The sequence below is a fragment of the Haliea sp. E1-2-M8 genome (assembly GCF_030649675.1).
GTDB lineage: Bacteria > Pseudomonadota > Gammaproteobacteria > Pseudomonadales > Halieaceae > Haliea.
Map to the genome: position 1 here is coordinate 15489 of NZ_JAUTDR010000019.1, position 26133 is coordinate 41621.

Sequence of the window (26133 nt, forward strand, 5' to 3'; positions counted from 1 at the left end):
TACAGGCAGCGGATGTTACCCCCATGGGCGCGCCGCCGCGATGGTAGCCAAAGCCGCAGCCATGATCGGTTCAATATGGCAGGCATCGCCCGGGTCAGCGCACGACGGGCAACCACCAGAACAACACTGCGCTGCACAGGGTGGCCAGGATCCAGCCCCACCAGCGGCAGGCGGCCGCGCCACCCGGCTCCAGTTTCAGCCACAGCATCCAGCCGTAGCGGACCACCAGAACCAGGGTGGCCAGGGTGGCCGCCTGCAACAGCAGCGGCATGTGCTCCGCCAGGGGCAGGTCGGGTGTCGCCAGCAGGGCCTTCTTCATCACCCCCTTGGCCAGTGCGCCACTGGTGAAGGGCAAACCCAGCAAGGACAGCGCGGGCAGGGCAACCAGCAACCACAGCAACACCCGCAGTATCCGGCTGGCGGGAAGTACCAGGCCCACCGCGAGGAACAGGCAGCCTTTGGCGAGGCCGTGGTGCAGGGCAAACAGGGCGATGGCCGGCAACAATACGGGGGCATGACCGGGTGCCGCGAGCGCGGCGCCCACCGGCACCACGATCAGGCCCATCTGGCTGATACTGGACCAGGCCAGCACCGTTTTCGGGTCCCGCTGCAGCATGCCGAACAGCGCCGCGCCCAGGGAGCCAACAAAGCCCATCACTATCAGGAACTGCCCCCACGGCCCCCAACCGGCCTCGCCGATGGGCAGCGCCAGCAGCCAGCCCAGCAGCCCCGCCTTGATCATCGCCCCGCTCAACACCGCGCTGGCCGGCGTGGGCGCCACCGGGTGTGCCAGCGGCAGCCAGAAGTGCAGTAGTGGCAAACCGGCTTTCACCCCAAAACCGGCGATCAACAGCGCGGTGATGAGGTGGCCGTCGTCGCTGGCCCCAATGCCGGCGGCCAGGTCGGCCAGCAACAAGGTGTCCACGGCCTGGGCCGCCAGCAGGAACCCGGCCAGCAGCGCCATTTCACCGAGCAGGGCCATGACCAGATAGACTCGCCCGGCAAAGCGTGCGCGATCGCTACCGTCATGAACCACCAGGCCGTATGCGGCGAAGGTCATCACGGAGAAGAAGGTGTAGAAGCTGACCATGTCTCCGGCCAGGACGAGGCCGAGATTGCCCGCCAGGGTCAGGCCCCAGAACACGCAGAACCGGCGCAGGTGCTCCGACCCCAGGTAGCCGACCGCATACAATCCCGCGGTGCTCCACAGCAGCGCCGTCAGCAGCAGGAAACTGCGCCGCAGCTCATCCAGCATCCAGGTGCTGCCCAGCATCAGCCAGGGCAGCTCCAGGGTCCAGGGCGTCGCGGATAGCATGGCCAGCACCAGTGCCGGCAGAGGCAGCAGCGGCAGCGCCGCGCGCAGAGCGCCGCGCCAACCCGGACGCGCCGCCAGCAGCGGATACAGCAGCGGCAACAGCACGCTGGCGGCAATCAGTGCGACTGGCGGCAGCCCGTTCACGGCAGGTACATCCGCACGGCAATCAGCTGGGCCCAGGACAGCGGACTGACGAAAGTCGCCGCCAGCAGGCCGACCAGCACCAGCATCAGCGTGGTTACCAGCGGCGGCCAGAACAGCCAGGCATGGGTCTCCAGCCTGCCCCAGCGCCGCTCCGCGGGCCAGGGCGCGGCGATCGGGCAAAACCAGAGCCGGTAAACAATCGGCAGGAAATAGGCGGCGTTGAGCAGGCTGCTGACCAGCAGGACCAGGATCGCCCACTCCATTTCTGCCGCCAGGGCGCCGGCGCCCAGAGCCCACTTGGTGACAAAACCGGCCAGCGGCGGTACCCCGATCATGCCCAGGGCCGCCAGGGTGAAGGCCACCGAAGTCGCGGGCATGCGCGCCCCTGCGCCATCCAGTTCATCCACCCGGTGCACGCCCAGGGTTTCGGCGTAATTGCCGGCGCAGAAAAAGAGGGTGATTTTCATGATCCCCTGGTGCAGCAGATGCACCAGGCCGCCCACCGCACCGAGAGGCCCGAACAACGTCACCCCCAGGATGATATAGGACACCTGGCTGATGGTGGAAAACGCCAGCCGGCGTTTGAGGTCGGTTTGCCACAGGGCTCGCACCGAACCATAGATGATGGTGAAAGCCGCCAGCCAGGCCAGGGGTTCCAGCAGTCCCAGCGCGTAGGCAAAGTCGATGCCATAGATGTCGTAGACCACCCGAACAATGCCAAAAGCTCCAGCCTTGACCACAGCCACCGCGTGCAGCAGGGCGCTGACAGGTGCGGGGGCAACCATCGCCTGAGGCAGCCAGCCGTGCAGCGGAAACAGGCCTGCCTTGACCCCGAGACCGGCGATCAGCAGCACAAAAATCAGCGTCAACTGGCCGTGCAGCGCCGGGTCCGCCCCCTGAAAATGCCCGGTCTCCTGAAACGGGAGGTCCCCCGCCAGGCCGTGCAGCCAGGCAATCCCCAGCAACAGGGCGACACCGCCGCCGAGCGTATAAATGATGTAGTTGCGCCCGGCCTGCAGGGACTTGTCCGTGCCGCGATGCACCACCAGTGGATAGGTCGACAGGGTGAGCATTTCGTAAAAAAGGAAAAAGGTGAACAGGTTCCCGGCCAGGGCAACACCCATGGTGCTGGCCACGCAGAGGCTGAAAAAGCCAAAGAAACGGCTGCGATTGGGGGAGTCCTCCAGGTAGCCGACCGCGTAGATGGTGGTGAACAGCCAGAGTACCGCCGACAGCCCGGCAAACAGCATCGCCAGGGCATCGGCCCGCAACATGAAGCTCACCCCGGGCAGCATGGTAAAACTCACGCTGAAATCCACGCCGCGGAAAACGCCCCAGGTCATGACCGCGACCACACCCAGCTTCAGCAGCGCCGCCAGCAGGTTGACCAGGGTGCGCAGGCGGTGGCTGGATTCGGGCAGGGCGAAGATCACTACCGCCGCCAGCAGCGAACTCAGCAGGGCCAGGATCGGCAACAGCGCGCTCAGGCTCATGGTTGCACCGCCACGTCTGCGGCCACCTCTGCCGCCACCTCAAACGGCAGGGCCAGTACCGACAGCACCGGCTCCGCCACCAGCCCCAGACCCAGTGCCAGCAGGGCGAGAAGCATCGGGATCGCCTCCAGGCTTCTGGGTGGATGATAGAAATCGTCGCTGGCCCTGTCTTCGAGAAAGGTGGCGCGGTAGATGCGAAACACATAGGCGGCCGCCAACACGCCTCCCAGCAGCAGCACCACGACCCACCACCACTGGCCGCTGGCAAGGCTGGCCTGCAGCAGCAGCCACTTGGCCGCGAACCCACCGGTCGGCGGCAGGCTCATCAGCGACACCCCCGCCAGGCCAAAAGAGAACAGGGAAAACGGCAGGTAGTGGCTCACTCCCCCCAGGGCATCCACCCGCTTGCTGCGCACCGACAGGATCAGGTTGCCGGCGGCGAGGAACATCGCAGACTTGGCGAGGGCATGGCTGACGACCTGCAGGGTGATGCCCTGCTGGGCCAGCCGGGAGACCGGTTCCGCCACGGCAAAGGTCAGCGGAAACAGCAGGAACAGGTAGCCGATCTGGGCCACCGAAGAGTAGGCAACCACCTGTTTCAGGTGGGGCTGGCGAAAGGCGAGCCAGCTGCCCCAGATCACTGCGCCGGCACCCAGCGCACCGATGCCCTGCGCCAGAGTGTGGGACCCCAGGCGGTCCCCCAGTTCCAGCCACAGACGCGCGGCGATATAGAATGAAGCCTTGACCACCAGGCCAGAGAGCAGCGCACTGACCGGGGATTTGGCGACACCGTGAGCCGGCGGCAGCCAGCCGTGCAGTGGGAACAGCGCGGTCTTCAGCGCGAGACCTGCCAGCATCAGCAGCAGCGCCATCGCCGCCGCCGGTTCGTCTGCCCCCACTACCGCGGCGATACCCGTCAGGGACAGGGTGCCGAATTGCCCGTACAGCAGCGCCACCCCGAGCAGATAGACCAGGGAGCCCAGCAGGACCGCAAACAGATAGCGCAAGGCCGCCCGCAGCGCCGCCGCCTCGCCACCCAGGGCCACCAGTCCCACCGCAGAGAGGCTGATCAGTTCCAGGCTGACATAGAGATTGAACAGGTCGGCGCCCAGCCAGACACCATTGAGCCCCGCCCAGAGGAACCAGAACAGGGGCCAGAAATAGCGCTGCCAGGATTTGCTGGGGTCCAGATAGACCCCCGCATGCAGGCCGCAGGCGGTGGCCACCGCCGCGGTGAGCAGGACGAAGGTCACCGCCAGCCCGTCCACCCGCAGGGCGATGCCCAGCGGCGCCTCCCAGCCCGCGAGGGCATAGTAGAACCCGCCATTGGACGCCACCGCTACCCACAACCCCAGGGACACCAGCGCCTGGATCAACATGCCCAGCCAGCTCAGCCAGCGTCCCTGGCGGAAATCCAGCAGCAGCGACAGGGCGGCCCATGCCAGCGGCGTGAACAGCAGTCCCGCCATCAGCCATTGGTTCAAGACTGCGCCTCCCCGTCATCCGCCAGCGAAGTGTGCCCGGTCAGATGGTAATAGCGGCGGATCAGGACGACGGCCAGGGCGGTGGCGGCGATCGCCACCACGATACCGGTCAGCACCAGCGCCTGGGGCACCGGGTCCGGACCGTTGCGGTGCTGGGCCAGGCCAATCAGCACCAGGAACACCCCCGAGCCGATCAGGTTAAAGGCCAGCAGGCGCCGCAGCAGGTGCTCCAGCAGCAGAAACCCGAAGAGACCAATGCCACACAGGACAACACCGGCGAGGGCATACAACAGGTCGGGGCTCACGGTCCGGCGCCCTCCTCCGGCTCGTGTTCGTCGCTGACTGGAGCCGCCACAAACAGGGCCAGCAGAATCATCCCAATGGACAGGGTGAGCACGATCTCAATGGTGAGAATAAGGCCGCCGGCCATACCCGGCGGGTAGGCCAGAAAAGCCTCGCCCGCCAGGGCGCCGGCGACAGCCACCAACAGAAACACGGCGAAGCCCAGCACCAGGCCCAGGCGCAGCAGCACCCCGGGGCGGACGAACTCCATCGGCAAGCCGCCGAGGCGCATCAGCACCCCGGTGGCGGCAAGCACCGCGCCGGCCTGGAACGCACCGCCGGGGCGGTCCGCCCCAGCCCACAGCAGATACAGCGCCAGCAGCAGCATCAGCGGTACAAACCAGCGCTGCAGGGCGTAGAGCAGGGAATCCGAGCTGCGCAGGGCCGGGTCCTCCAGCGAGCTGGTGCTGGCGAGGGAGATTCCCACCATGCCAGCTATCACCAGCACGCCGATCTCAAGCAGCGTATCGTAGTTGCGAAAGTTCAGCAGCACCGCCGTGACCGGGTGTTCCACGCCGCTGCTCCCAAGGCTGGCTGCGAGCTGCTCCGGCAGCGCCGACGGCAGCGCGGCCCCGGCGGCATGCAGCACCGCGGCCGCGAGGGCGACGGTAAAGCCCGCGCAGGCCGCCAGGGTCAGGAACAGCAACAGGCGGCGCCGCACGGCTACTTCCCCTCCGGGGGTTGTTGCCGGCGCTGGCCGCGCTGGAAATGGCTTACCGCGTCCAGCAACAGGACCCCGCTCAGCCCGGCGCCAATTGCCACCTCGGCCAGGGCAATGTCCGGTGCCTGCAGGCGCACCCAGGCCACGGCCATGAGCAGGCCAAAGGCCATGAACATCACCACCGCCCGAAACAGGTCACGCGACACCAGCATGGCGACTGCCGTCACCAGCAGGGCCACTATCAACAGACCATCCAGCCACCAGTTCATGCGCGGTCCTCGCGCTCACCGCTGCCGTCCGTGGCGCGGACCGCCCGCCCCACCAGGTGGGCGGCGGTGGCGCTGGCCGCCAGCGCCACCAACCAGATCAGCAGGATCTTGGCGGCGGTCGCGGGCCCGGCCACCGACGGCAGCAGCCCCAGCACAATAAAACCGAGGCCGAGATTGTCCGCCTTGGTCAGGGCATGAATGCGAGTCAGGGTATCCGGCAGGCGAAACAGGCCGAGTGTGCCAACCAGGAAAAACAGGCAGCCAACCACCAGCATGAATGCCTGAATCAGGGCCAGGGGGCTGTCAGGCATCGTGCTGCTCCCCTGCGCTGTCGGCATTGGCTATCCGCAGCACCCGGGTCACAAAAGCCACAGTGGACAGCACCGCCAGCAGCGCCAGCACCAGGGCCACATCGCGCAGGGCTGGCTCCGCCTGGGACTCCGCCAGGACCAGCAACAGAGCCACGCCCGTGGTACCAAACAGCTGGGACGCCAGCATGCGATCCGCCGGCGCAGGCCCGCGCCAGATCCGCAGCAGGCCCAGCAGCAGCAGGAACAACAGCACGGCGGCAACCGCGTCCAGCAGCAGGATCATTGGGGAAACATCCGGGCAATACGCAGTTCCGTACGGGCGACATCCTCACTCACGGGCATCGTGGTATCCAGGCAGTGCAGCTCAATGTCACGGCCGTGCAGGGTCACGCTCAGGGTGCCGGGAAGCAGCGACAGGGTATTGGCCAGCAGCCAGCGCGGGCTGCCGGCGGGCAGCGAGGTAGTGTAGCTGACATAGCCCGGGCTGATCGGCAGGCGCGGTGACAGCAGGCGCCGGGCGACATCCACGCCGGCGGCTACGGAACGCAGGAAGAAGTAGCCGCTGAATACCAGGGTGGCCACCGGCTGGGGGCGCAGGGGTGAGGGCGGGAAAAAACGCAGGGACAGCAGCGCGACCAGAGGCGCCGCCCCCAGGCCAAAGCCAGTAGCAGCTGGATCGCCTTCCGTCAGTGCCCACCACGTCAATAGCAGCAGGGCCGTACGGATGGCTGCGCTGCCTGCATATGCCATATCAACTCCATCGCCCGCGCTTCCACCGCAGCACTATACCATTTGCCAGCGCGGTGGCATGCGCGGCCTTCGCCAGGCACCCTTTGCGAGGCACCCTTTGCCAAGCGCGGCCCGCTAATCTATGCTCCCTTCCTGTCCGCTGCCATTGGCAACTGCAAGTCCATGACCGCCCAACTATCCCAGGCCGAAGGCGCCCGCCTGCTCAAGCTGGCGACCAATGCGTCGGTCGCCGTCGCCGTGATCCTGATCGCCGCCAAGGGCGTTGCCTACTGGCAGACGTCCTCAATGAGCATCCTCGCCTCCCTGGTGGATTCGCTGATGGATTCCGGCGCCTCCCTGCTCAACCTGGTGGCGGTGCGCTATGCCCTGGCACCCGCCGACCGCCTGCACCGCTTCGGCCACGGCAAGGCGGAATCGATTGCCGCGCTGGCGCAAAGCACCTTCATCATCGGCTCGGGCCTGTTCCTGCTGTTTGAAGCCGCCAGAAGGCTGGCGGACCCGACTCCCCTGGCAGCTTATGGTCTCGGTGTGGCGGTCATGGTGTTCACCATAGCGGCCACCGCCGCACTGCTCCTGCTCCAGGGCTACGTCATCCGGCGCACGGGTTCCGCCGCCATCCGCGCGGATGCCCTGCACTACCGCACCGACCTGCTGACCAATTCCGGCGTCATCCTCGCTCTGCTGCTGGCCCAGTATGGCTGGCCGGGCATGGATCCGCTGTTCGCAATTGTCGCGGGCGCTTATATCCTCTGGTCCGCGCGAGCCATCATGCGCGATGCCTTCAATGAACTGCTGGACCGGGAACTGCCGGACGAGCAGCGTGCGCAGCTTTTGGCCATCGCCGAAGGGCATCCCGAGGTACGCGGGGTCCACGACCTGCGCACCCGCAGCTCCGGACGGGTCGATTTCATCGAGATGCACCTGGAACTGGATGGAGCCATGTCGCTGTTTCGTTCCCACACTATCTCCGACGAAGTGGAGGCGGCCATCATCGCCGCGATACCCGCCGCGGATGTGGTGATTCACCAGGATCCCGCGGGCATCGTGGAAGAGCAGCAGGACGAGCAATTGTTGTGAACCCGCAAGGTTCCGGCTACCATCGCTACCTGACGCGGGTGTAGTTCAATGGCAGAACTTCAGCTTCCCAAGCTGATAGCGTGGGTTCGATTCCCATCACCCGCTCCACGTTTCCTGCAGGTTCTTTGTTGATGGATATTGCCTGGTCCGTATTTACTCCCTGGCACTCCCTGGCCGGCGGCCTGCTGATCGGCCTGGCCGCGAGCATCCTGCTGCTGGCCAACGGCCAGATCGCCGGTATCAGCGGCATTCTCGGCAACCTGCTGCAGCGCAAAGGGCTCCAGAGCTGGCGACTGGCGTTCGTCGCCGGACTGATCCTGGCACCCATGCTGTTGCTGCCACTGCTGCCCGCCATTGGCCCGTTCCGGCCATCGGTGCCGATCGCCGAAAGCATGGACATCCTGCGCCTGCTGGCCGGTGGCTTCCTGGTGGGGTTGGGAACCAGCATGGCCAATGGCTGCACCAGTGGTCACGGGGTCTGCGGCCTGGCCCGCTTTTCCCCGCGTTCCCTCGCCGCGGTCCTGACCTTCATGCTGGCGGGGTTTGCGACCGTATTCCTGTGGCGTACAACCTGGGGGCTGCCACTGTGAAATCCACGCTGTCTTCACTCATTGCCGGCCTGCTGTTCGGGGCCGGCCTGCTCCTGTCGGGCATGGTCAACCCGAGCAAGGTGATCGGCTTCCTCGACATTGCCGGGGTCTGGGACCCATCCCTGGCGCTGGTGATGGTGAGCGCCATTCTTGTGTCCTGGATTGGTGTGCAGCTGGCGCTACGCCGTGCCGCCGGCGCCGACGCCGACGCCGACGCCGCCGAGGGCGCACCACAGCGCGACATCGACCGCCCCCTGCTCATCGGCAGCGCCCTGTTCGGCATCGGCTGGGGCATCACCGGCTTCTGCCCGGGCCCGGCGGTCGCCGCCCTGGGGATGGGCTTCTGGCCCGCTGCGGTGGTGGCCATCGGCCTGTTGCCCGGGCTCTGGGTCGGCAACCGGCTGTCAGGGTGAGCCGATGCTGTACAAGCCGCTGAGCGCGGCGTGGTCCGAGAGCTGCCGCCAGGGACCGCTGGCAAGACAGGCACAGGCCTGGGCCTTGAGCCCGCGGGCATAGATCCGGTCCATCGGCAACACGGGCAGCCACACCGGGAAGGTTCGCGCGTGGCGTCCGGTCAGCTCGCTGAACAACTCGCGCACCTCCAGGTCATCCTCGAAATGCTTTGAGGCACGCACTTTCCAGTCATTGAAATCGCCCCCGATCAGCAGCGGCTCATCGTGCGGCACGTGGCTCTCGATGCGCGCGACCAGAGTATCCAGCTGGCGGCTGCGCTCGGCCTGGAACAGGCCCATGTGCACGCACAGCAGATGTAGCGGACGGCCTCCGGGCAGTTCGACAATCCCGTGGAGAATGCTGCGACTGGCCAGGCGGTGATTGGAGATGTCGATATTCTCCCAGAAGCGAAACGGATACTTGCTGAGGATGGCGTTGCCGTGATGGCCCTTGCGGTAAATCGCGTTCTTGCCGTAAGCATAGTGGGGCCACAGGCGGTCGGCGAGGAACTCAAAATGAGGCACATCGGGAAAATCCCCGAGTTTTTTGCGAAAGCGCCGGGTCGATCCGTGGATTTCCTGCAGAAACACCACGTCGGCGTGCTCCTCCTCCAGCAGTTCGCGGATGCGCCGCAGCACGAAGCGCTGATTACCTGCGGTAAAGCCTTTGTGTATGTTGTAGGTAAGAACCTTGATATCCATAACGTTGGGGTACCGCTCCTGCGGGATGCTACTTGATTGGGAAATCCGCTATCGGTACCGGCTTGCCGAAGTGGTAGCCCTGGAAGAACGTGCAGCCCTGCAGCTTGAGAAACTCGCACTGCTCCGCTGTTTCGACCCCCTCCGCAATCACCTCCATGTGCAGGTTCCTGGCCATGCCGATGATGGTTTGGACAATCACCGCGTTCTCGGGTTTCAACGTCATGTTATGGACAAAGGACTGGTCAATCTTGAGCTGGTCAAGTGGCAAGTGGGTAAGATAGGCGAGCGAGGAATAGCCGGTGCCGAAATCGTCTATCGAAAATCGCAGGCCTCCTCTGCGCAGTTCATTCATCTTGATGATGGTCGAGTCGATGTCATCCATGATCAGCCCTTCGGTCAGCTCCAGCTTGAGTCGGGAAGGGTTGATCCCGCTTTGTTCCACAACCTCCAGCACCTGGGCGACAAAGTCCGGCGTGTGAAACTGCTTTGGACTGACATTCACCGCCAGCTCCAGAGCGGCAGTGGCGGGCACCTGCTCCCAGGCCTTGAGCTGGGCACAGGCCTGGCGCATGACCCAGAGACCGATCGGGGCGATCAGCCCGGTGTTCTCGGCCAGGGGTATGAATTCTGTGGGTGAGACCAGGCCGCGAGAGGGAGATATCCAGCGCAGCAGAGCTTCTGCACCTACCAGACCGCCGCTGTCATTGACCTGGGGCTGGTAGTAGAGGGCGAATTCATCCTGCTGCAGCGCCTGGCGCAAGCCGCGCTCCAGCTGCAATCGGGTTTCCAGCGCCGCCTGCATGCCGGGGTCGTAGAAATACAGGGTGTTGCGCCCATCCCGCTTGGCCTGATACATCGCAGTATCTGCCCGTCGGACCAGCTCTTCCGCGGAGACGCCGCGCCCATGGAACATGCTGATGCCAATGCTCGCGGTGCCCCGGTAGTCGTCCACTTCCTGCACGCAGGCAGTGGCTACTTTCTCGAGGATCTTCTCCGCAACGACTTCCGCGCTGGTAGCCGACTGCTCCAGTTCCTCGCCGAGCGATTCCAGGATCACCACAAACTCATCACCACCAAACCGCGCTACCGTATCGCCCTCGCGGACACAGCCCGTCAGCCTTTTGGCCACAGCCACCAGCAACGCATCGCCCACATTGTGGCCCTTGCTGTCATTCAGGTCCTTGAAATGATCAAGATCGATGAACAGCAGAGCCCCGTAGCACGCCTGACGGCCGCTGGAGGCCAGGCTGTGTTCCAGCCGGTCTTCCATCAGCCGGCGGTTGGGCAGGTCTGTCAGGGGATCGTAAAAGGCGAGCCGCTCAAGCTTGTCTTCGGCTTGCTGCCGCCGGGCAATATCCAGCTGTAGTTCGCGGTTGGCGTCCTCCAGCTGCAACATCTTGTCTTCCAGTTTGCGGATGAGTGTCTCGCTGTAAATCTTGAGCAGCGACTCCGTGTCCTCAGTGGGCTGTGCCAGCGCCGGGGGGCTCCCTCTGATGCTCTTGGACCCCACCTCCTGCAACCGGGCCATGAAGTCTTCCGGCTCACAGGGCTTGAGGATAAACCCGTCTGCCCCCAGGCTCAGGGCAAGCTGCTCATCCTCGGGCTCGGTGTAGGTTGCCGTGTAGACCACAAACGGGATATGCCGCAGCAGCTTGTCATGTTTCCAGTGGCGCAACAGCGTATAGCCGTCCATGACCGGCATCAACAGGTCTGACACCACCAGGTCCGGTGGTATCTGGCGGGCAACAGTCAGCGCTTCTGCCCCGTGCCGGGCAACCGCCACCTCATAGCCATGGCCCGAGAGCAACGCCTGCAGGTAATAGCGGTTTTCTTCAATATCGTCGACAACGAGGATGCGTTTCATGCGGCTCCCGGGCCGGAGGAGCGCACACCGAAATAGGCGCTGATTTGCTCGATAAAGGTATCCGGGTTGATCGGCTTTTCAATATAGCCGTTGCAACCGGCTTCCAGACAGCGCTCCCGATCGCCCGCCATGGCATGGGAGGTGACCGCGACGATGGGTATGCGATGCAGTGTTGCATCCGAACTCAGCAGCCTGGCAACCGCATGCCCGTCCATGGTCGGCAGCTGGATATCCAGCAGGATCAGATCCGGCATCAGGGTCTGGGCCAGATTTATCCCGCTGAGGCCGTCGACGGCCGACGCTACGGTAAAACCGCTGCGCTCAAGCAGAAATGTCGCCAGGTAGCGATTCTGCTCGTTGTCCTCGATCAGTAAAACAGTTCTATTCATCGCGCCACCTGAATAGTCGTGGGCAAGACGACGGTAAACTCACTGCCTTTGGTCCACTCGCTGCGAGCGGTGATTTCGCCGCCCATGAGATCGACCAGTCGCCGGCAAATCATCAGTCCCAGCCCGGTGCCTTCGTGTTGCCGCGTAAGGCCGTAATCCAGCTGGCTGAAGGGCAGGAACAGCCTGGACAGATCTTCTCTCCGGATTCCGACCCCCGTATCCCGAACACGCATGCATACCGCACTGCATCGCTCCTGAGCTGCCGGTGAAAAGTAGTCCTCTAGCGGCTCCACTACAAGGCTTACTTCACCGCTATCGGTGAACTTGATCGCGTTGTTGAGCAGATTTATAAGAATTTGCTCTACCCGCCGCCTGTCTCCCACCATCGCTGGCAATGGCGGGTCGGCTCGCACCAGCACGCGCAAGTTCTTTTTTTCGGCCAGCGGCGCGATTGATGCGACCACCCGGTCTATGGACTCTCCCAGGTCGAACGTTTCCGCCCGGACTTCCAGCTGGCCGGCCTCTATTTTGGACAGATCCAGGACGTCGTTGATCAGCTCGAGCAGATGCCGTGCACTGCCCTGAACCATTTTCAGCTGCCGGTGCTGTTCCTCATTCAGCGGGCCAGCCAGCTCCTGCAGGATAATACCGGTGAAACCGATAATGGAATTCAGGGGAGTGCGCAGCTCATGGGACATGGTGGCGAGAAAGGCGGACTTGATCCGATCTGCGGCTTCGGCGCGCACCAGCGCTGACGCCAGCTCCGAAGTGCGCTCAGCGACCCGATGTTCCAGGGTGTCATTCAAATCACGTAGCGCAATTTCAGCGCGCTTGCGTTCGGTGATATCGATACCCACGCCCACCAGACAGCGGGCACCATCAAAATCCACGCCACGGCCGGTAAAGAAATAAGGTGTTCTGCGCCCATCCCGGGACAGGAACTCGGCCTCTATAGTGGCCTCACCCTCATGCAGAGCCTCCTCGATGCGCTGTTGCAGCAAACCTCGGTCATCGGCCGCAAAAAAATCCACGGGCAGCATACGCGCGACTTCGTCCCCACTGTAGCCGGATACGGTTTCGAAGTTGCGATTCCAGCGCAGAAAGTGGCCCTTTTCATCATAGAAGTAGAGAATCCCCGGCATGCTATCCATCATCGCCTGCGAAAACGACAGCTCGCGAGCAACCGCCGACTCGGCCTGTCGGTGTTCTTCCGCCAATACAAACCCATCCAGCGCCAGTGAGACATCCACCACCACTTCCTGCAGCAGGGAGACTTCATTGTCGCGGAAAAAGTTCACTTCGCCCGCATACACGCTGAGCACGGCGACCACCTCTCCGCGCTCCACCAGCGGCAGCGCTGCGCGGGACCGCAAGCCATGCTGCCTGGCAACGTCGCGCCAGCGGCGCATGTCCTCGCTGGCGGAAAAGTCGTTGCAAATCACGGGCGCAGCGTCATCAACAACCTGCTGCCAGCCAACGCTGCCCATATTTACCTCAGATTTGTCCATGAGATCACGGATTACAGCCTCAACACCCTCGCCGGCAGTTGCCACCGGCTCCAGTGATGACGCGTCTGAGCCAAGCCAACCGACCCAGGCCATCTGGAATCCGCCCTGCTCTACCAGTACCTGGCAGATGCGGGAGAATAGCTGCTCCTTATCGGCCGCAGTGAGGACTTCGTGGTTGATCCGGCTAAAGGCCTGGTAGAGACGGTTGAAACGCTCTATTTCGCGCTTGTGCGCCCGCAGCCGGGAAAACCCTTTCTCCACCGTAGCAAACGACCGTCGGGTCACCAGATAAAGCACCAGCGCAGTGGTACCCACGAAGGCAAAGCCTTTGTAGACACTGACTTGAACCAGCACTGCCGGATCCTGCACCAGCATCGCAAGAATCGCATCGGAGAACAGTATCCACAGCAGGCCGCACACGATGTATGTGCCCACGATCTGCCAGACCGTGGGCCGGATCTTTGCCCGTCGCGAATGCCTTGCTGCCAGTTTTGCGGACCGAGGCCGCGCCATGGTCACCTCTTGTTATAGTTGTCTGGAAACCTTCCAGCCGCGGGTCAGTATAGCGTGGTATGCGGATTACCCAACATTGCCGTTTGTGGGCGACTGAATCCTGCTAAGCTTGGCCAAAGCCAACACCGCGGGCAGCCAACCGCCATGCACGATTTTGCCACCGAGGATTTTGCGGGAGCCGCACTGCACCGCAACCTGTCCCTGATGCGCGAGCAGGGGCCTGTGGTCCCGGCCCTTTTCGGCGGCCAGCCGGCAGTGCTGATCAGCGGGTATCGGGCGCTGGCCGATGCCTTTCGCGACAATAACAGTTTCCCACCGGCGGATGCCTACCGGATCACCATTGAACCGGTGCAGGGCGTGACCTTCCAGACCATGGAAGACGACCAGCACCGCTTGTACCGACGCCTGACCACGCCCGCATTCCAGTCCCGAGCGGTGGAGGCAATGGAACATGAGGGTTTGGCGCGGATCGCTCACGAACTGATCGATCGCCTTGGCAGCCGGCGCAGCGCCGATTTCGCCAGCGCCTTTACCCACCGGGTCGCGTTTGCCGTTATCAGCCGTATGCTGGGTATCCCCACCGACCGGGAAGATGTGTTCCGCGACTGGGCGGTGGGATTTCTGGAGTTTCCACGGGATCCTGCCCGTTCGCGCCACTGCGCCGAACAGATCACCCAATACCTGCTGCCCATCCTCGCACAGCGTCGGCACCAGCCCCGGGAGGACATCCTCTCCGGCCTGGTAGCGGCAGAGGTCGACGGTCGCCGGCTGACCGACGAGGAAATCCTCGCCCACATCCGTCTGCTATTCAGCGCCGGCGCTTCCACTACCACGGATGCCCTTGGCAACCTTGTCTACACACTATTGGCGCAGCCGGAGCACTGGCAGGCACTGCTGACACAGCCAGACTTGCGTGGCGGCGCCATTGAGGAACTGCTGCGCTGGGAAACGCCGGTGGCGGTGCTGCCGCGGCTGTCTGCGAACCATCCCGTGGAATTCCACGGTGCCCGCATTCCCGCCGCCACGTTTTGCCTGTTCGGGATTGCCGCCGCCAATCGCGACCCGGCCGTGTTCGAGAATCCGGATGTGTTCGATATGCAGCGGGACAGCAGCAAAAAACTGCTGAGTTTCGGCCCCGGGCCGCGGCTATGCCCGGGAATGCACCTGGCGCGCCGGCAACTCGCGGTGGCGCTGGATGTGATCCTGGAGCGCCTGCCCGGCCTGCACCTGCTGGACCCGGAGGCTGCCGTACCCCAGGGCGCGATCCTGCGCGGGCCTGCCACCTTACCGGTGGGCTGGTAAGCAGCCGGGTCACTGCGCGGAGGCTGGACGCTTCTTTTGACCTGTGGGGGTTATCAACATACTCTACCGTTGGCCAAACAAGACGACAGGGAAGCCGGATAACAATAATGCACAATGGCAATTCCAGGGACGGCGGCGAACCGGCGAACGAACCGGTCACGGTGCTACTGCGGCAGTGGCGGGCGGGTGACCCTTTCGCCCTTGAGCAGCTGACGCCACTAGTCTACGAGGAGCTGCGCAAGCGGGCACGCGGCGCCTTTCAGGGGGAAAGGGAAGGCCACACACTGCAGCCCACGGCCCTGGTGCATGAGCTGTTCGGCCGTCTGGCACCGGCCAATGTCGACTGGCAAGACCGCAGCCATTTCTTCGCTTTGTGCTCACGCATGATGCGCCACATTCTCGTCGACCATGCCAAGGCGCGCTCTGCAGCCAAGCGCGGCAACAGCCCGGTGCTGGTGGAGCTGGACGCGAACCTGCCGCAAGAGGTTGCCAGCCACGAGGATCTGCTGGGGCTGCACCAGGCACTGGAAAAGCTTGCCACCCTGGACCCTCGCAAAGCCGAACTCGTCGATCTGCAGGTGTTCGGCGGGCTCTCGTTCAGGGAAATGGAGGAGGTTACCGGACTCTCCAGCAGTACCCTGGATCGGGATCTGCGCTTCGCCAGATCCTGGCTCAAAACCCAGCTCGTAGCGGAGTAGCAGCACATTGCACAGTGGTGACTTCCAGCGGCTGGAGCAGTTGTTCAATACCACGATGGACCTGCCAAAGGATGAACAACAGGCATTTTTGCTACGCAGTTGTGACGGCGACCTCGATCTGCTGGAGGCCGTGAAGGCCTTGCTCCACCATAGTGAACAGACCGCGAATTTCACCGCTGTAGTGGAGCATTCAGCTCTGGACATGCTCACCCAGGCGTCCATGGCAGAGGGGGATGCGGCTGGCGCCTACCGCATCCTGGAGAAGATCGGCCAGGGCGGGATGGGCACGGTGTACCTGGCAGCCCGTGCCGACGACGAGTATCAGCAGCGCGTGGCGGTCAAGGTTATCAACCGGCTGGCTGGCGACAACGCTGACATCCAGCGCCGCTTCCAGGATGAACGCCAGATTCTCGCCAATCTGCAACATCCCAATATTGTGCGCCTGCTCGACGGCGGCAGCCTTGCGGATGGATCGCCCTTTCTGGTCATGGAGTATGTGCACGGGGAGCGTATAGACGCCTGGTGCAAAAGAGAGAACCTGTCGGTCGACAAGATCCTGGTGTTGTTCGCGAAGGTCTGCCATGCGGTGCAGCACGCCCACCAGAACCTGGTGGTACACCGCGACCTGAAACCCTCCAATATCGTGATTGGCGCGGATGGCGAACCCAAGCTGATGGATTTCGGCATCGCCAAGCTGCTGAAACCGGAAGGCGACGCCTCTGACCCGCCTACCGAGCTGGGCAACCGGGTGCTGACCCCTATGTATGCCAGCCCGGAGCAGCTCAACGGGAATGCGGTCAGCACCTTGTCAGATGTGTACTCACTAGGGGTTATTCTCCACGAGCTGCTGGTCGGGCAACGACCCTTTGACGATGGTGGCACCAACTCCTGGTCCTACGCCCAGCGTATTATCGATGAGGACCCTCGGGCGCCCAGCCGCCGCCTCGGCCTGGGCGTGCTGCGCGGAGATCTCGACAATATCCTGCTGACCGCACTGGCCCGCGATCCTCATCGCCGTTACCAGTCTGCCGGGGCCCTGGCAGCGGACCTCGACAGCTGTCGTCGGCGCCGACCGATTGCGGCCCGGCCGCGCTCTCTTGCCTACCTCGCCGTGCGCTTTATCCAGCGCAATCAGCTCGCCAGCGCGCTGCTGCTGGCCGTGGTGATGGCGGTGAGCGGGTTCGGTTATGCGCTCTACCAGCAGGCCATACTGCTGCAGCAGGAGCGGGACTTCGCCCGTGGCCAGCTGGCCCGGACCACGGCAGTGCTGGATCTGGTGGAAGACATGTTCAGCGGGCTTGCGCCCAACAACAGCCAGGGGAGAACCGTCACCGTGCGCGAGATGCTGGACCACGCCAGCATGGAACTGGATCAGGGTAGAGGCAGTTTCAGCGCGGCACCCGCGGCGGTCACCGCCGTGATCAGGCGCATCATCGGCGCAACCTACAACCACCTCGGGCTGATCGACCCGGCCGAACGACACCTGAGCGAGGCCCTTGCCTTGCACCGTACCGGTGCCGTTCGCGATGAGGCAGAAAAACTGCGGGTCATCCGTCAGCTGAGCCAGACCTATCATCTCGGCTACGGGTATCACGAGGAACGTCTGCGCCTGAATCTGGAGGCGCAGGCGCTCAGTGAGCGGCTCTATGGCCCCGGGTCACAGGAAGCGTTCACCGCAAGCGCCGAGCTCGCCAGTTCCTACCACCTGATGGGCCGGTTGCAGGAAGCCAGGGCGCTGTACGATGAGGTGTACCGGGGACAGCTGGCGCTGCTGGGGGAGGTGCATCCCGACACCATTAGCTCCCTGTCCAGACTCGCCGTGGTCGACTACTGGCTAGGGAATTTCGCCACGGCACTGGCCGCTTTTGAACAGTGTCACGCCACGGCCGTGGCCGTGCTCGGTGAAACCCATACCCTGAGCCTTGCGTGTCTGGAACGCCGCGGCCTGATCCTGGAAACCATGGGCCGCTACTCGGCCGCGGTAGCGCCGTTGGAGCAGCACGTGTCTCTCGGCTCCCGGGTACTCGGCAGGTCCCACCCGGCCACCCTGCGAACCATGCACAGCCTTGCGGACTCCCACCGCGGGCTGAAACAGTATGACGTCGCGGAGCGGCTGTTTCTGGAAGTTCTGGCCCTGCGCAGGGAGGCACTGGGAGAAACGAACATCGAAACCCTGCAAACCGAGATGAAGCTGGCCCGGGTGTATCGCCTGACCCGGCGCTTCGCGGAAGCGACGCCGCTGATCACGCACGCGCTGGACAATGAGATCGCCGAGTTCGGGTTCGAGCACCCGACCACATTGATCGCCGCTCAGGAAATGGCCGAGTTGCTATTGGATTCCCGAGAGTTGGGTGAAGCCGGCGATCTGCTGGCGCGGGTCCTGTCAGCCAGGGAACAGGTTCTGGGGGTCGAGCATCCGGAACTTCAGGGCACCCTGCTGGGACTGGCGCGGGTAGACAGGGCGCGCGAGCGGCCCGCATCCGCCAGGGGCCATCTGCTGCGGGCGCTGGCGCTGTGGGACCAGAACCCCGAGTACCAGCCCCAGAACCGGCGCAGGCTGCTGAATCTGCTGATCGAGGTCAGTGAGGAGCTGGACGGGCCGGAGGCGGCATTGCAGTACCGCGAGCAAATGGTGCAGCTGTCAGCGCAGGCCGGAGGAACCTGAAGCTGAGTGCGGCAAGCAACCTGGCTCCGCCTTCGCGCCAGCAAAAAAATTTACGACTTGTGGGCAAAACCGGCCCTACTCCTCGCTATTAACCTGAGAAGGCCAGCCTGTCTCTGTCGCAGAGGCACGCGCACTTCAAAGAGTGCTGGATAGCCATTCAGCACATCGACGCGATCAAACACCTCTTTCAGGAGATTCAACCATGTTAAAAAGTATAGTAGTGGCTACCGCAATGGTATTCACGATGAGTGCCTCAGCTTTACCCCAAGGGAAGCCGTTCCAGGAGCTCGCCGCCCAGATTTCGGCGCTTGATTCAGAAATCGCAGAGCTCCAGCAGCGTATTGATGATGGTGACGCAGCGCTGACAGATGCGGTTGCCACCCTCGCGGAGCAGGTTGCAGCAAATTCGGGCCTGATAGCAAGTACCGACGATATTCTCGACCAGTTGGCCATTGAGACCCGTGACCTGGCAGTCGCCGTGGGCACAACCGATGAGGCATTAGCATCGTTGGCATTTGATATGGCTGCAAAAATTGCTGCGCTGGCAGCTGAGGATCAGGCACTTGCCGCTCGTCTGGCAGTGCTCGAGGCCATTGACCACGCCAAGGTGACTGGCCAGTGTCCGGATGGCTCGGTAGTGGTGGAACTGACAGAAACCTCAATCATCTGTGAATCTGTAGAGCAGTCAAGTGACCCGTTTGTGTATAGCAAGAACGTTTCCGCCGAGGCAACATCAGCAACGGTGCTGACGGTTCTTCCCAAATGCGACAACGCATCCGACAGGTCGTATAACGGTGGTTTCCTGGCCTCACCAAGTACAGCCACCGTAAGCGAGAACTTTCTGCAGTTCAATACTCACCCTGCCGCGCTAGCTACGCGCCAGATAAAAGCCAACAATGCTACTCGGCTGGTAGGTTATATTGTCTGCGAGCGCGCAGCGCAGTAGTGGCCGCGGGCGGCCAGCTGCGGGCGGCTAGCCCGGCGCCGCCTGCGCGCCGCGCACCAGCCGCCCCGGCAAGGTGCCGGTTGTCTCGCCATTGCGGTACACCGGCACCCCATTGACGACAGTGGCGACATAGCCTTCGGCACGCTGCACCAGCCGGCGGCCGTTGCCCGGCAAATCGTAGGTGACCTCAGGGGCATGCAGCGCCAGGCGCTCAAAGTCGATCACGTTCAGATCCGCCTTGTAGCCCGCTGCCAGCAGGCCGCGATCCTCCAGCCCCATGAACAGCGCCGTCGCCCGACTCAAACGATGCACCAGGTCGGCCAGCGGCAGGCGCCCCCGTTCCCGGTCCCGCCCCCAGTGGCTGAGCGCGAAGGTGGAATAGCTGCCATCACAAATGGTGCCGGCGTGGGCGCCACCGTCCCCCAGTCCCGGCAGCACGTCGGGGTGGGCGAGCATGGTGCCAACTGCATCCAGGCTACCTTCGGCGTAGTTGGCCATGGCCAGATACAGCGCCGTGCCGCGCTCGCCGTCGAGCATCAGGTCGTAGGCCAGCGCCTCCGGGCTCACCCCCAGTTGCCGGGCGCGGCCGGCAATGCTCTGCTCCCAGGGCTGTTCGTAGACCGGCGGGTCACCGAGCAGGAACATGTGGTCGAAGTCGCGCACCATGCGCCCCAGCACCAGGGCTGGGTCCGGGTCCACCGGCTCGCTGAGAATACGGGTACGCCGTTCCGGGTCGCGCAGGGCCTGCAGGCGCTCGGTGAGCTCCAGCCCGGCAAGCTCGCGGTAGCCGGCAGTGCTGTAGAAGGGATTCAGGGTCAGCTCGTGACCCAGCATCATGCCAATGGCGCGGGGCATGACCTGGCCCTTGATCACCACGCCCTCGGCGTTGGCTGTGGCCAGGTCCTGCAGCAGCTGCGGCCAGATATGCGGGCCGGTATTGCCGGTACCGATGGAGAACGTGAGCGGCCGCCCGGAGGTCTCCGCCAGCTGCCGCAGGATATTGATATCCTTGCCCGGCAGATGGACATCCTCCACGATCTGGAACACCCCCCTGCCCTTTCTGCCCATGGTCGCAGCCAGGGCCAGCAGCTCTTCGTTGCTGGCGTCCAGCGTGGGAATCGGCTTGCCGTCGCTGGAGCGGTGGAACAGGGTGCGCGAGGTGGCAATACCCATGGCGCCGGCGTCCAGCGCCTCCTCCAGAAGTTCGCACATGCGCTGGATATCCGCCTCGGTGGCGGGTTCGCGATTGGCACCGCGCGCGCCCATCACATAGACCCGCAGGGCCGCGTGCGGCAGGTAGCCGGCCACATCCATGTCGAACTCGCGCGATGCCAGCAGGTCCAGGTACTCGGGGAAACTCTCCCAGGTCCAGGGCAGGCCCTCGGCCAGCACCGGGTAGGGGATATCCTCCACGCCATCCATCAGGCGGATCAGCGTATCGTGATCCTCCGCCCTGCAGGGCGCAAAACCGACGCCGCAGTTGCCGATAATGGCAGTGGTGACCCCGTGACAGGAGGATGGGCGGAGGCGATTCTCCCAGGTGACGTGGCCGTCGTAGTGCGTGTGCACGTCGACAAAACCGGGGGTCACCAGCAACCCGCTGGCGTCAATCTCTTCGCGGCCAGCGGCCAGGCCACTGCCTACTGCGGCGATGACCCCGTTGTTGATGGCGACGTCGGCCGGGCGTGGCTCTGCGCCGGAACCATCGATGACGGTGCCACCGCGAATCACCAGATCGTAGCTGCTCATGCTGACTGTGCCTCGTTGCTGTTTTCCAGTACCCGCCCCATCTGCACGCTGCCGCGGATGGTGCTGCGCTGCACGATGCGGATTTCGTCCGCCGGGTGGCCAAAGGCCATGTGCATGGTACGGCGGTTGTCCCAGAGCACAATGTCGTTGTTCTGCCAGTCGTGGATGTACTGGAATTGCGGCTGCAGGGTGTGCGCCACCAGCTGCTGAATCAGGGCATCTCCTTCTGCAGCCGGCAGGCCGATGACCGACTGGATGTTCAGGGTGCTGATATTGAGGATGCGCCGCCCGGTTTCCGGATGGGTCCAGACCAGCGGGTGCGCCACTGGCGGGAAGTCCGGCAGGGTCATGCTGGTACCGGTAACGAGCTTGCCGCCCGGTTGGTTGAAGCGCATGGCGCTTAAGTCCGGGCAGAACACATAGCGTGCCTCCAGACCCTCGATGCGCCGCTGCAACGCCGGATCCAGGGCCTCCCAGGCCATTGCGGTGTCGATCCAGCCGGTCTGGCCACCGTGCTCGCTCTTCTGCACCATGCGCAGCAGGGCGCCAGCGTTGGGCGTGGTGGCAAAAGCGAGGTCGGTGTGCCAGGGAATGCGGCCGTAGGTGGGCACGCCGGCGAACTCGTAAACCGGACCGGTGAGGCCCTGCTCATTGCTGAGCAGGATCAGCTCCGGGTAGCCGGGCAGGCGGAAGTGCTCGATCGGGTGGGGTTCCAGTTCACCAAAGCAGCGGGATAGCTGCAGCAGCGCCTCGGGAGAGGTGCCGATGCCGCGAAACAGGACGATCCCGGCCTCCAGCCAGAGTTGGCGCAGGGCCCGGGCGGTAGCGTCGGGAATCCCCTCCCCGATCTCGAGGCCGGTGACTTCGGCGCCAACGCCGCCGGGCAGAGTGGTAACGTCAAAATCCATGTTGTCGCTCCCGTTGTCGCCTGTGCCGGCGACCGCCTCAGAATGTATAGGTCGCCTCGAGGCCGTAAGTACGCGGTGGCCCGAAGAAGCTCACCGTGAAGGGCCCAAAGGGCACCGTGTTCAGGCGGTAGTCCTTGTCCAGCAGGTTCTTGCCCCACAGGGCCACCTGCAGTTCGTTACCGCCCAGCGGAATGTTGGCCAGGGTCAGGCGCCCATTCACCAGGCCGTAACCCTTGATATCGGACACGGCCTTCTGGGCCGGCGTCACATAGGGGGTGTAGTCGTCATTGTAGCTGTAATCCAGGCGCGCGGTCAGCTCACCGAAATGGGCTCTGAGCACGGTGTATTCCAGGCCCAGGTTGACCGTATGCTGCGGTGAGTACTGGGTAAAGCGTTCGTCCGCGACATCGACGATGGCGCCCAGCGCTGGATCGAATTCCAGGAACTCCTCGAAGCCGGAGTCCAGATAGCCGTAGTTGAAGCTCAGCAGCAGGTCGGCACCGGGCATGTACATCGCTTCAAGCTCGAAACCTTTCTTCTCTGCCTGGCCGGCGTTCTCGATCACCGACGCGGCGGAACCGGATGCGGAGGGGACAAACACCGACAGCTGGATATCAGTCTCGTCGTTGAAGAATGCCGCGACGTTCAGCTGCAGGGTGTCATCCAGCCAGCGGCTCTTGAAGCCGATTTCATAGGAGTCTATCTCCTCGGCGTCAAAACCCCGGTTGAAGGATTCCAGCGATCCGGCTTCGCCATTGAAGCCCCCGGACTTCCAGCCCTGGGCATACTTGGCGTAGGCATTCAGGTTGTCGCTGAATTCATAGCTGGCGATCACCGTCGGCGAGACGTTGGTAAAACTGTCCTTGTTGCGCCCGGCAAAGGCCGGGTTGTCATCGGGGTGGTCGATATAGACCTCTTTTTCCTCGTCGGTCCAGCGTACGCCGAAGGTCAGGGTCAGGCGGTCTTCGAGCACTGGCGGCACCCAGTCCACCTGGCCATAGGCGGCGATCTGCTCTGACTCCAGGCCATAGGCGTTGCGCTGCACAAACGGGCCAAAGAAGCTGTTGAGCGGCTCCAGCGGGTTGAAGGCGTCCGCTTCCTCTTCGAAGTAGTACAGCCCCACTACATAGTTCAACCGTTTGTGGCTACCGGTCAGCTGTAACTCGTGCGACTGTTGCGTGTAGTCCTCGTCAATCTTCGAGTGGAACAGGGCAAACGGGGTGCCGTCGTTGTCCAGGCTCTGGCCGAAATCCAGGCTGCGATGGTTGGCGATGTACTTGACGGAAGCACCGCCGAGCACACCCGCGTCACCGAGATCGTAGTCCACGGTCACGGTCTGGCTGGTTGACTCAAATTTCTCGTAGACATCGGCGTCGATAGAGGCGGAGCTGAGGTTGTCGGTCTCACTGGTCACGAACTGGGCCAGATCGGCCGGCATCGGAAAGCCGAACGTGAGACTGGAGGTGTTCAGGTTGGTGAACTGGGGTTTCGCCGGCGTGTTGTCCACATCCACGTAGTCCACCGAGTAGCGCGCAGAAAGTGCATCGCTGATGTCCCACAGCAGGTCCAGGCGGGCGATGGTGCTTTCCGCGGCATTGTGCTCACTGGCACTGCCCGGGGGGTTGGCGGGGATCGGTTGGCCGGTGAAAGGGTGGGTGATAGTAGTGTTGGGCGCAGCGGGGCGGTTCTTGTAGAAACCGTCACGCTCATCCGCTGACAGGGTCAGGCGGGTCCTCAGGGAGCCGGCGCCACCGAGGTCCAGTGCCGGCAGATCCAGCGAGCCGTACAACTCACCCTGGCCGAAGTTGCCCACGCCACCGCGCAGCTTGCCGCCCAACTCACCACTGGGCTCCATGGTGATCACATTCAGCGCGCCGCCCGAGGTGTTGCGGCCGAACAGGGTGCCCTGGGGGCCGCGCAGCACTTCGATCCGCTCCACTTCCGCCAGCTTGAACACGTTGCCGGAAAACTTGCCCACGTAGGCCCCGTCCAGGTAGATGCCGACGGTGGGCTCCCAGTAGATACCAGGGTTGGCGGTGACGGAACCGCGGATTGCAACCGTGGCCTTGGCGGTGTTGGACGGCAGCGGCGCGACCTTGACGTTGGGGACAAAGGTACCAATGTCCACCAGGTCGCGGATACCTTTCTGCTCCAGCGCTTCCTGGCCGAAGGCGGTGATCGCGATCGGTGCGTCCTGCAACGATTGTTCGCGCTTCTGCGCGGTTACCACCACCTCTTCCAGCTGGGCCTGCGCCTGGCTGGCGGCAAGCACGGCGGCGCAGAGCGCAAGGCGGGGAGAACGGCAGGTGGCACGGCGGCTAGCTACATTGTTACGGGGCATGCGCTGTAATCCTTGATTGTTATGGCTTTGCGAAGGCCAGCTTGCGGGCTGGAGTCCTGATGGACGGCGAGACTACAGGTCTGCGAACAGCGGCGCATAACCCATTTGAGCTAGACGGGGCCCGCACGGCAGACCCGGGGGGAATCGGGCGAAGCGTTAGTCGGTGCGGTGACCCGCACAGGCTTGCCTTTATGTACCGTCGTTCAAGGTGGGTGACCGAACATACTTTGCCAGCACCGAACGCTATCCTTCCATTACAGACATCCACTGAGGGTGGACCCCGCGGCCGAGCGCCGCATCCTGAAGAGAAGCTGATGAGACATACTAATGGCCTTGCCGCCATTGCCGCAAACCACATACCCGTGCCGGACCTGGGCGAAAAATTTCTGGAGTTTCTGAATGGCGTCAGCTATCCGTGTGTTGGGGCCAAGTCAGCTCTGGCCCGTGGTTTAATTGAAACTCATGAGTTCGGTAGGCTGGGAGACCGCGACAACGACCGGCCGTTAATGGATGGACTCTCTCAATTTGTCAGGATGATCGAAGCCAATACTTCCAGCAATGACATAGTGCATTCTTACGTAGCCATTTTCAGGGGGCCGCATGATATGAATGAACTTCGTTTCGAGTCCTTGTTGTGGTCGCAGTTATGGCGAATCCACAGGCTTGACGTCCTGGCGGGCAACAAGCCTGCCTGCGATGTCAGCGCCGATGCCGATAGCGCACAATTCAGCCTGAGCATGGCGGGGCATCCGTTTTTCGTCATCGGGCTGCACTCGCATGCTTCCCGACTCGCCCGGCGTTTCAGCCACCCGGTGCTGGTGTTCAACTCCCACCGCCAGTTCGAGAAGTTACGAGAAGACGGACGCTTTGCGAAGATGCAGGCGGCCACTCGGGCACGCGATATCGAATTGCAAGGGTCCGTGAATCCCAACCTCGCGGACTTCGGTGCTGCGAGTGAGGCCAGGCAGTACAGCGGCCGCGAGGTTGGGTCCGACTGGCAGTGCCCATACGATTTTGACAATCAGCCGTGAACCCAGGCGTAACGACGGTGAGAATTCCGCCCTGCTCCGCGCAGTCGGTCGAGCTTGGCACTGGTGATGAACTGGTAATTATCGATCCCGAAGGCCAGCAAGTGAGCGACGTCGTGGCTTTCGCGCTTCCGGATTGTGTGGAGTATCTGTCCTCAGGCCGTTCTCTCGACTATGCCGCACGCTTATGGCTAACGACCGGCGACATACTGTACTCGAACCGCAGCCGGCCCATGTTCACCATCATGGAGGATACCTGCGGCCGCCACGACTTTACCTTGACACCCTGCTCGAAAGATACCTTCAGGATCATCTACGGCGAGAGCGAGGAGCGCCCGGGTTGCGAGGGCAACCTGGTCGCGGCACTGGCCCCTTACGATATCGGTGTAGATCGGATTCCGGTTGCATTCAATGTCTTCATGCATGTTGCGATAGATGCCACAACCGGCGAGCTCCAGGTTCTTCCGCCGCTCAGCGAAGCCGGGGATTTCGTTCGTCTGCGGGCCCAGATGCCACTGGTGGTCGCGATAACTGCATGTTCCGCCGGGCAGTCAAACAATTTTTGCTTCAAGCCCATAGACGTTCAGGTAGTGCGCTGCTGAACATAGGTTTTTTAGTCACCAGAAGACAGC

The 26133-nt window shown here is 63.4% G+C and carries 25 protein-coding genes and 1 tRNA gene; 10 read left to right on the forward strand and 16 right to left on the reverse strand.

Annotated elements, in window-relative coordinates; translation table 11 throughout:
- Nucleotides 1-94: 94 nt before the first annotated feature.
- From Q6D67_RS15400 to Q6D67_RS15440, 9 genes are read right to left on the reverse strand one after another with little or no spacing between them, the layout of a single operon-like run.
- Nucleotides 95-1459, reverse strand: coding sequence for a complex I subunit 5 family protein (locus tag Q6D67_RS15400; protein ID WP_304706555.1), 1365 nt, complete (start codon nt 1457-1459; stop codon nt 95-97).
- Nucleotides 1456-2952 carry a complex I subunit 5 family protein gene (locus Q6D67_RS15405; RefSeq protein WP_304706556.1) on the reverse strand — a complete coding sequence of 499 codons (1497 nt, stop codon included), beginning with the start codon at nt 2950-2952 and terminating at the stop codon, nt 1456-1458. Before Q6D67_RS15405 ends, Q6D67_RS15400 begins: the two co-directional genes overlap by 4 nt.
- Nucleotides 2949-4436 (reverse strand): complex I subunit 5 family protein, encoded by a 1488-nt coding sequence (locus Q6D67_RS15410; protein WP_304706557.1) that lies wholly within the window; start codon nt 4434-4436, stop codon nt 2949-2951. The genes Q6D67_RS15405 and Q6D67_RS15410 overlap by 4 nt, the downstream gene beginning before the upstream one ends.
- Nucleotides 4433-4741, reverse strand: coding sequence for an NADH-quinone oxidoreductase subunit K (locus Q6D67_RS15415; RefSeq protein WP_304706558.1), 309 nt, complete (start codon nt 4739-4741; stop codon nt 4433-4435). Before Q6D67_RS15415 ends, Q6D67_RS15410 begins: the two co-directional genes overlap by 4 nt.
- Complete coding sequence (locus Q6D67_RS15420) at nt 4738-5439, reverse strand: MnhB domain-containing protein (RefSeq protein WP_304706559.1); 702 nt, start codon at nt 5437-5439, stop codon at nt 4738-4740. Before Q6D67_RS15420 ends, Q6D67_RS15415 begins: the two co-directional genes overlap by 4 nt.
- A gap of 2 nt (nt 5440-5441) precedes the next feature.
- Nucleotides 5442-5708, reverse strand: coding sequence for a hydrogenase subunit MbhD domain-containing protein (locus tag Q6D67_RS15425; protein ID WP_304706560.1), 267 nt, complete (start codon nt 5706-5708; stop codon nt 5442-5444).
- Nucleotides 5705-6019, reverse strand: coding sequence for a monovalent cation/H(+) antiporter subunit G (locus Q6D67_RS15430; RefSeq protein WP_304706561.1), 315 nt, complete (start codon nt 6017-6019; stop codon nt 5705-5707). The genes Q6D67_RS15425 and Q6D67_RS15430 overlap by 4 nt, the downstream gene beginning before the upstream one ends.
- Nucleotides 6012-6302, reverse strand: a complete 291-nt coding sequence (locus Q6D67_RS15435) for a monovalent cation/H+ antiporter complex subunit F (protein ID WP_304706562.1) — start codon at nt 6300-6302, stop codon at nt 6012-6014. The genes Q6D67_RS15430 and Q6D67_RS15435 overlap by 8 nt, the downstream gene beginning before the upstream one ends.
- Nucleotides 6299-6769: a Na+/H+ antiporter subunit E gene (locus tag Q6D67_RS15440; RefSeq protein WP_304706563.1), complete on the reverse strand. Its 471-nt coding sequence runs from the start codon at nt 6767-6769 to the stop codon at nt 6299-6301. Before Q6D67_RS15440 ends, Q6D67_RS15435 begins: the two co-directional genes overlap by 4 nt.
- A gap of 162 nt (nt 6770-6931) precedes the next feature.
- Between Q6D67_RS15440 and Q6D67_RS15445 the strand changes: the two genes are divergently transcribed.
- From Q6D67_RS15445 to Q6D67_RS15460, 4 genes are all read left to right on the forward strand, one after another.
- Complete coding sequence (locus Q6D67_RS15445) at nt 6932-7846, forward strand: cation diffusion facilitator family transporter (protein WP_304706564.1); 915 nt, start codon at nt 6932-6934, stop codon at nt 7844-7846.
- A gap of 34 nt (nt 7847-7880) precedes the next feature.
- Nucleotides 7881-7954: transfer RNA gene (locus Q6D67_RS15450), tRNA-Gly, on the forward strand.
- A 23-nt stretch (nt 7955-7977) separates the two neighbouring features.
- Nucleotides 7978-8436 carry a YeeE/YedE family protein gene (locus Q6D67_RS15455; RefSeq protein ID WP_304706565.1) on the forward strand — a complete coding sequence of 153 codons (459 nt, stop codon included), beginning with the start codon at nt 7978-7980 and terminating at the stop codon, nt 8434-8436.
- Entirely contained in the window at nt 8433-8849 is a 417-nt protein-coding gene (locus tag Q6D67_RS15460; RefSeq protein ID WP_304706566.1) for a DUF6691 family protein, read from the forward strand. The genes Q6D67_RS15455 and Q6D67_RS15460 overlap by 4 nt, the downstream gene beginning before the upstream one ends.
- On the opposite strand, the gene Q6D67_RS15465 is transcribed toward Q6D67_RS15460, so the two are convergent.
- From Q6D67_RS15465 to Q6D67_RS15480, 4 genes are read right to left on the reverse strand one after another with little or no spacing between them, the layout of a single operon-like run.
- Complete coding sequence (locus tag Q6D67_RS15465; RefSeq protein ID WP_304706567.1) at nt 8841-9590, reverse strand: endonuclease/exonuclease/phosphatase family protein; 750 nt, start codon at nt 9588-9590, stop codon at nt 8841-8843. The two genes, Q6D67_RS15460 and Q6D67_RS15465, sit on opposite strands and share 9 nt — an antisense overlap.
- 28 nt (nt 9591-9618) lie before the next feature.
- Entirely contained in the window at nt 9619-11454 is a 1836-nt protein-coding gene (locus Q6D67_RS15470; RefSeq protein WP_304706568.1) for an EAL domain-containing protein, read from the reverse strand.
- Nucleotides 11451-11843, reverse strand: a complete 393-nt coding sequence (locus Q6D67_RS15475; RefSeq protein WP_304706569.1) for a response regulator — start codon at nt 11841-11843, stop codon at nt 11451-11453. Before Q6D67_RS15475 ends, Q6D67_RS15470 begins: the two co-directional genes overlap by 4 nt.
- Complete coding sequence (locus tag Q6D67_RS15480) at nt 11840-13786, reverse strand: ATP-binding protein (RefSeq protein WP_304706570.1); 1947 nt, start codon at nt 13784-13786, stop codon at nt 11840-11842. Before Q6D67_RS15480 ends, Q6D67_RS15475 begins: the two co-directional genes overlap by 4 nt.
- A 222-nt stretch (nt 13787-14008) precedes the next feature.
- Here Q6D67_RS15480 and Q6D67_RS15485 point away from each other — a divergent pair, with 222 nt between their 5' ends.
- The 4 genes from Q6D67_RS15485 to Q6D67_RS15500 all read left to right on the forward strand — a co-directional run bounded on the left by Q6D67_RS15485 (nt 14009) and on the right by Q6D67_RS15500 (nt 19475).
- A complete protein-coding gene (locus Q6D67_RS15485; protein WP_304706571.1) occupies nt 14009-15166 on the forward strand; it encodes a cytochrome P450 in 1158 nt (385 codons plus the stop codon).
- A 107-nt stretch (nt 15167-15273) separates the two neighbouring features.
- Nucleotides 15274-15864 carry an ECF-type sigma factor gene (locus Q6D67_RS15490; protein ID WP_304706572.1) on the forward strand — a complete coding sequence of 197 codons (591 nt, stop codon included), beginning with the start codon at nt 15274-15276 and terminating at the stop codon, nt 15862-15864.
- 7 nt (nt 15865-15871) lie between these two features.
- Nucleotides 15872-18529: a serine/threonine-protein kinase gene (locus Q6D67_RS15495; RefSeq protein ID WP_304706573.1), complete on the forward strand. Its 2658-nt coding sequence runs from the start codon at nt 15872-15874 to the stop codon at nt 18527-18529.
- Between the two features lie 202 nt (nt 18530-18731).
- Nucleotides 18732-19475: a hypothetical protein gene (locus tag Q6D67_RS15500; protein ID WP_304706574.1), complete on the forward strand. Its 744-nt coding sequence runs from the start codon at nt 18732-18734 to the stop codon at nt 19473-19475.
- Between the two features lie 27 nt (nt 19476-19502).
- Here Q6D67_RS15500 and Q6D67_RS15505 read toward each other — a convergent pair whose 3' ends face one another.
- From Q6D67_RS15505 to Q6D67_RS15515, 3 genes are read right to left on the reverse strand one after another with little or no spacing between them, the layout of a single operon-like run.
- Nucleotides 19503-21224 carry an amidohydrolase family protein gene (locus Q6D67_RS15505; protein ID WP_304706575.1) on the reverse strand — a complete coding sequence of 574 codons (1722 nt, stop codon included), beginning with the start codon at nt 21222-21224 and terminating at the stop codon, nt 19503-19505.
- Nucleotides 21221-22132: a TauD/TfdA family dioxygenase gene (locus Q6D67_RS15510; RefSeq protein ID WP_304706576.1), complete on the reverse strand. Its 912-nt coding sequence runs from the start codon at nt 22130-22132 to the stop codon at nt 21221-21223. The genes Q6D67_RS15505 and Q6D67_RS15510 overlap by 4 nt, the downstream gene beginning before the upstream one ends.
- 37 nt (nt 22133-22169) lie before the next feature.
- A complete protein-coding gene (locus Q6D67_RS15515; RefSeq protein WP_304706577.1) occupies nt 22170-24473 on the reverse strand; it encodes a TonB-dependent receptor in 2304 nt (767 codons plus the stop codon).
- A gap of 314 nt (nt 24474-24787) precedes the next feature.
- Here Q6D67_RS15515 and gntA point away from each other — a divergent pair, with 314 nt between their 5' ends.
- Together gntA and Q6D67_RS15525 are read left to right on the forward strand one after the other, a co-directional pair.
- The gene (gntA, locus tag Q6D67_RS15520) at nt 24788-25504 is read left to right on the forward strand and encodes a guanitoxin biosynthesis heme-dependent pre-guanitoxin N-hydroxylase GntA (protein WP_304706578.1); all 717 of its coding nucleotides are present in this window, start codon (nt 24788-24790) and stop codon (nt 25502-25504) included.
- Nucleotides 25505-25521: 17 nt separating this feature from the next.
- The gene (locus Q6D67_RS15525) at nt 25522-26103 is read left to right on the forward strand and encodes an urea carboxylase-associated family protein (protein WP_304706579.1); all 582 of its coding nucleotides are present in this window, start codon (nt 25522-25524) and stop codon (nt 26101-26103) included.
- Nucleotides 26104-26133: the final 30 nt, after the last annotated feature.